The 4,838-nt window shown below is 48.8% G+C and carries 8 protein-coding genes; 6 read left to right on the top strand and 2 right to left on the bottom strand.

Annotation, left to right across the window (positions count from 1 at the left end; genetic code table 11):
* Positions 1–273: 273 nt before the first annotated feature.
* Positions 274–900, bottom strand: coding sequence for a LexA family transcriptional regulator (locus ACHHZ7_RS25040; RefSeq protein ID WP_072667370.1), 627 nt, complete (start codon positions 898–900; stop codon positions 274–276).
* 102 nt (positions 901–1,002) lie between these two features.
* Between ACHHZ7_RS25040 and ACHHZ7_RS25035 the strand changes: the two genes are divergently transcribed.
* From ACHHZ7_RS25035 to ACHHZ7_RS25025, 3 genes are all read left to right on the top strand, one after another.
* On the top strand, positions 1,003–1,248 hold the full coding sequence (locus tag ACHHZ7_RS25035; protein ID WP_395149224.1) for a Cro/CI family transcriptional regulator: 246 nt from the start codon (positions 1,003–1,005) through the stop codon (positions 1,246–1,248).
* The gene (locus tag ACHHZ7_RS25030; protein ID WP_139935010.1) at positions 1,241–1,807 is read left to right on the top strand and encodes a YmfL family putative regulatory protein; all 567 of its coding nucleotides are present in this window, start codon (positions 1,241–1,243) and stop codon (positions 1,805–1,807) included. The genes ACHHZ7_RS25035 and ACHHZ7_RS25030 overlap by 8 nt, the downstream gene beginning before the upstream one ends.
* Positions 1,808–1,979: 172 nt before the next feature.
* Positions 1,980–2,153: a DUF4222 domain-containing protein gene (locus ACHHZ7_RS25025; protein WP_395149223.1), complete on the top strand. Its 174-nt coding sequence runs from the start codon at positions 1,980–1,982 to the stop codon at positions 2,151–2,153.
* Between the two features lie 28 nt (positions 2,154–2,181).
* Here the strand turns inward: ACHHZ7_RS25025 and ACHHZ7_RS25020 are convergent, their stop codons facing one another.
* Entirely contained in the window at positions 2,182–2,562 is a 381-nt protein-coding gene (locus ACHHZ7_RS25020) for an SWIM zinc finger family protein (protein ID WP_223240887.1), read from the bottom strand.
* Here ACHHZ7_RS25020 and ACHHZ7_RS25015 point away from each other — a divergent pair.
* The 3 genes from ACHHZ7_RS25015 to ACHHZ7_RS25005 all read left to right on the top strand — a co-directional run.
* A complete protein-coding gene (locus tag ACHHZ7_RS25015) occupies positions 2,455–3,399 on the top strand; it encodes a Rha family transcriptional regulator (protein ID WP_395149225.1) in 945 nt (314 codons plus the stop codon). The genes ACHHZ7_RS25020 and ACHHZ7_RS25015 overlap by 108 nt on opposite strands.
* The gene (locus ACHHZ7_RS25010) at positions 3,396–4,388 is read left to right on the top strand and encodes a conserved phage C-terminal domain-containing protein (protein WP_395149222.1); all 993 of its coding nucleotides are present in this window, start codon (positions 3,396–3,398) and stop codon (positions 4,386–4,388) included. The genes ACHHZ7_RS25015 and ACHHZ7_RS25010 overlap by 4 nt, the downstream gene beginning before the upstream one ends.
* Positions 4,385–4,838: phage N-6-adenine-methyltransferase (locus tag ACHHZ7_RS25005; RefSeq protein WP_395149221.1), on the top strand; the 454-nt coding region annotated here is incomplete at its 3' end. The genes ACHHZ7_RS25010 and ACHHZ7_RS25005, both read left to right, overlap by 4 nt.

Below are 4,838 nucleotides of genomic sequence, written 5' to 3'. Positions count from 1 at the left end.
GTCCTTACCACCTTTTGCGACGATCTTCATCGCTACCAGTTCGGTTGCTCCACAAAATGAGCATGTGAATAAATGATTCATGTAAACCTCTGCCCCTAACCTTAGTTTTCTGTCAGCGAATCATCCGGTTATTCATATGCCACCGGCGGCTACTTCGTGGGCGTCCTGCCTGTTCGCTGTTGGTGAATAAAATCTAACTTAACTTAGCTTTTAGATCAAGAGAAAACACCAAACTATTCTTAGCTTGATGTTAAGGAGGAGGTTAGAAGTGGGTTAAAGCTCGTACTGAACGCCTTTGACAACTCCGATAATCAGGCAATTACCGTTAATTGAAATGTTTGGATAACGTGGATTTAAGGGAACTAAGAACTTTTGAGGCCCATCAATGACGAGTTTTTTTACAGTAGCCTCGTTTGTCCCATCAAGCCTGGCTACGACTATCTTTCCATGAAGTGGCTCTGCATCAGGATCTACTATTACTGTCGCCCCTTCCGGGATTGTCGGTAGTCCATTAGGGTTTGTCATCGAATCACCTTTAACTTCCAATGCAAAGGAGCTATCCCCTATCCGGAGTGATGTCTCAACCCATTTATCTACTTCACTGAAAAATTCTGACGCTTTACATTCTGTAAACTGTCCAGCCTGGACCCAAGATATCACCGGAATTCTACGCATCTTGGTTATCAGATTACCTTCAAATTCAGTGCCATAGAGTATGTAATCAATTGATGTATTGAAATACTTTGCAAGTTTCGCAAGTGACTCACCGCCAGGTACATTAACGTCTTTTTCCCAATATCCAACCGCCACATCACTAACGCCGCAGAACTTACCCAGTTCTTTCTGCGAAGTTTTGGTTATGCGCCTGAGAGCTTTGATGCGCTGACCGACAGTTTCCATTTGAACACCATAAAAAAATTAAAAGGCTAAGCAATCTTAGTTTTTATTGACCAAAGTTAGATTGGTTATTAATATCTAATCAAACTTAGCTAAGGAGGCGTTATGACAACCGAAGATATTGAAAACTACTTCGGCAGCACAGAGAAAGTTGCCGAATTTTTTGGAATCACAAGCGAGGCCGTTTACCAGTGGCGTAATAGAACTGGTCGCCTTATCCCGAAAGGACGTGCAGCTGAAGCAGCCTATCGGACCGGGGGGAAATTAGTTTTCCATCCCGACCTTTACGAAAAGCGTAGCGGAGCTTCAGTAAAACTAAAACCACAGAAATTAGGGGACAACCGTGGATAAACAACACTGGAAAGTAGAGCGGCAACCAGCATGGCTGGTGGCTGCAATCAAAAGAACTATTGCCGAAATGCCAGGCGGTTATGCCGAAGCCGCTGAATGGCTTGGCCTGTATCGCGCTGGAAAACTCTCAACGGATGCGCTCTACAACAGACTGCGTAACGAAGGTGATCAAATTTTCCCGCTTGAGTGGGCGATGGTGCTTCAGGATGCAAGCGGTACTAAGTATGTCACCGATGCGATAGCCCGCCGTAGTGGAGGCGTCTTCGTTCCGCTGGTGGAAGTTGATGATCTTGATAACGGCGATATCAATCAGCGCCTGATGGAGTCAATCGAATGGATTGGTAAACACTCGCAGTACCTGCGTAAGGCAACCGCTGACGGGGTTATTGATCCGGCAGAACGTGAGCAGATTGAAGAGAACAGTTATCAGGTAATGGCTAAGTGGCAGGAGCATTTGACGCTGCTATTCCGTGTTTTCTGCGCGCCAGAAAAGAGTGACGCCCGCGAGTGTGCAGCTCCGGGCGCCTTGGCGAACAACTCTTCGAGTATGGAGAAATAATCCGCATGAACAGTTTAACGGCTTTTAACCGTCTACCGCAACTCAGGATGATCCCGGTTTCGGGTACTCCGTTGTTTCGGTATGAACGCAGATTATCAAACCGCTGGGTTCCGTGTAACGACAGTAGGGCGGTTTCAATTGTGGGGGTCTACAACCGGAGGGCAAAACGCCTGTGCGCGAACTTAACCGAAGGTTCAAAGATCACCGTGGAGTGCCAGTCCGTGTTATCCGCTGGGAGCCAGAAACACAGCGCGTTATCTATCTGCGTGATGGCTACCCGCATGAATGCTTCAGGCCGCTTGAACAGTTCCGGAAAAAGTTCAGGGAGATAGAGGATGAGAGCTAACCCAATGAAAAAAAACTTAACTGAGAATTTATCCTGCCAGGGCATTAATCCTCAATTTGATAGCCTTTTCTTCAACTTTGAACCTCTTTTTCAGGTCTTCGAGTTCTTTGGCGAGAGCAATGTATTGATCCGCAACTCCATATTGAGCAATCAGTCCGGTTGCCAGTTTAGCATCGGCGTTTTCTGGATCATCAACATCGATGATTTTTCCATATTTTCCGGTAATAACGGCAATACGGTGCTTGCACATCGTGCCCATTTCACCAGCAATGCAAGTGCATTCTATTTCGAGGTTACCGCTCTGATCGCTGATGGTTACATCGTAAAAACCATCACCGCTGCTGCTGTTAGCCAAAAGTTGGTAGATCACGTTGTATCTCCTTATTTTTTTGTAGCGGTTAACGCTCATCCCAACCTCATTATTGATCATGCTTTATTCCAGGTATACACTGTCTCGGCAGCGGCAAAATCCGTTGCCGGGATTGGCGTCCTGGAATTGATTAAAGAGCACAACCGCGCTCTGGCGGTTTTTTTGTGCGAAATGCATTGCTACACCCTGATTATGGTGGGGCGTGCAGGGGCATCGAAAGATGCGCCGGCTTCTTTAGTCACCGGTTACGCCAACCCTGCACGTCTCACCACCAATGAGATTGGCGTCTCTTGTGGTGAGTTGTTAAAACTGACTAAAGAGGCAGCCATCATGGCTACGATCCCAACCCTCGTTCAACCTGAAATTTCCGTGATTAACGGTCAGGCCGTTACCTCCTCTCTGACTATTGCCGACTTCTTCACTAAGCGTCACGATGACGTACTGAAAAAAATCCGCGCTCTGGAGTGTTCGCTAGAATTCACTGCCCGCAATTTTGCGGTGAGTGAATACACCGACGCTACAGGCCGCAAACTTCCCTGCTATCAAATCACCCGCGATGGTTTCGCGTTCCTCGCTATGGGCTTCACTGGTAAGCGAGCAGCACAGTTCAAAGAGGCATACATCACAGCCTTCAACAGGATGGAAAATGCGCTTCACGGGGCAAGTGATAATTTCTGCGCAGCGCACAATGCCCACGTTGTTTACCTCTACATGTCTGAAATTCACCGCGTCTGGTTAGAACAACTTTATCCGATGTTGGTTTCTGTTCAGTCTCCGCTAGCTTCATCACTCTACGACTACATCAACGATGGTGTATTCGTGGCTGGGCTTGTGGACTCGGAACTGAACGAAAAGCATAAGGAGGTGCGTAAGTGAGTGCATTAATTCAGCTTCTTGATCGCCCGATCGCATACAACCCGGCATTTGCAAAGTTGCGCGCCGGGAAAGTGAAGTCAGGCCCGGTCGCGGCAGTGTTCCTTTCTCAGTTGGTATATTGGCATAACCGAATGGATGGCGGCTGGATGTATAAAACCCAGGCTGATATCTCGTTAGAGACGGCGCTGACCCGCGACGAGCAGGAAACTGCGCGTAAGCGTCTTGTTTCTCTTGGTGTGCTGGAAGAGGACCGTCGTGGCGTACCTGCCACAATGCATTATCGCATCAACACTGAACGGCTTGAAGCTCTTCTGTTGGAGACCGGAAAGCCAGTGAAGAAGGCCAGCCAGGATAAAACCAGATTGCGGAACATCCAGAATGTGGAAATGCCGCAATCTGGATTGGTGCAATCCAGCAAACTAGATTGCGGTGATTCCGCAAACAAGAATGTGGAAACCACGCAAACAAGTATGGGACAACCCAACGAACAAGCCTGCGGGGATCCCACAAACTTTCATACAGGAGATTACACAGAGAATACTCAGGAGACTACCCAGGAGAATAAAACCTCTTGTCAGGTTGCTGGGCAACCCGACCATGAAGTCGAAATTACTGATCAGGCTATCGAGGTCTTGAATCACCTGAACAGGGTCAAAGGATCGAGATTCCAGAAATCAAAATCGTCTCTCGAAAACATCAGGGCACGGCTCCGTGACGGGCACAACGTTGACGACATGAAACTCGTCATTGACCTGAAGCATGAGCACTGGCGCGACAATTTCGAAATGTACCAGCACTTGTGCCCTGAGACCCTGTTCGGCCCGAAGAAGTTCGAGAAATATCTCCAGAGCGCTATCGGTTGGGAGCGCAATGGTCGCCCACCACGCGATGAATGGGGGAAAAAGCAGCCAGTAACTACGTCGCTTGCGCGTTCAAGTTTCCATGGGGTTGATTATTCATTGCCAGAGAATTCGGGGTTTCGCCAATGACGAGAAATAAATATTGCCAGGCGCTGGCAGCACTGCGTTGCCAACCAGCCCACGAATTGAAAGAAGTTGGCGATCAGTGGCGAACACCAGATCTGCTTTTTTGGGGCATCAATGCGATGTTCGGCCCCCTGACGCTGGATCTGTTTGCTGACGACGATAACGCGAAGTGCCCGGTCTGGTACACCGCCGAAGATAACGCGCTGACGCAGGACTGGTCTGAACGTCTGGCAGAACTGGGTGGCGCAGGCTATGGCAACCCACCGTATAGCCGTTCGCAGTACCACGAGAAACAGGCGATCACTGGTATGACGCACATCATGAAGTACGCAGCAGCCCAGCGCGAGGAGGGCGGTCGCTATGTATTCCTGATAAAAGCCGCGCCGAGTGAAAAGTGGTGGCCCGAAGATGCCGATCACATTGTATTCATTCGCGGGCGCATTGGGTTCGATC

Origin of the sequence: Citrobacter freundii complex sp. 2024EL-00216 (assembly GCF_043945515.1) — a bacterium.
Taxonomy (GTDB): domain Bacteria; phylum Pseudomonadota; class Gammaproteobacteria; order Enterobacterales; family Enterobacteriaceae; genus Citrobacter; species Citrobacter portucalensis.
Note: the sequence above shows the minus strand (reverse complement) of the source record. Positions and strands in the feature narration are given on the sequence as shown.

Coding starts and splice junctions, on each gene's coding strand:
- ACHHZ7_RS25040 (WP_072667370.1), bottom strand. CDS start 900: ATGGAAACTGTCGGTCAGCGCATCAAAGCTCTCAGGCGCATAACCAAA.
- ACHHZ7_RS25035 (WP_395149224.1), top strand. CDS start 1,003: ATGACAACCGAAGATATTGAAAACTACTTCGGCAGCACAGAGAAAGTT.
- ACHHZ7_RS25020 (WP_223240887.1), bottom strand. CDS start 2,562: ATGAGCGTTAACCGCTACAAAAAAATAAGGAGATACAACGTGATCTAC.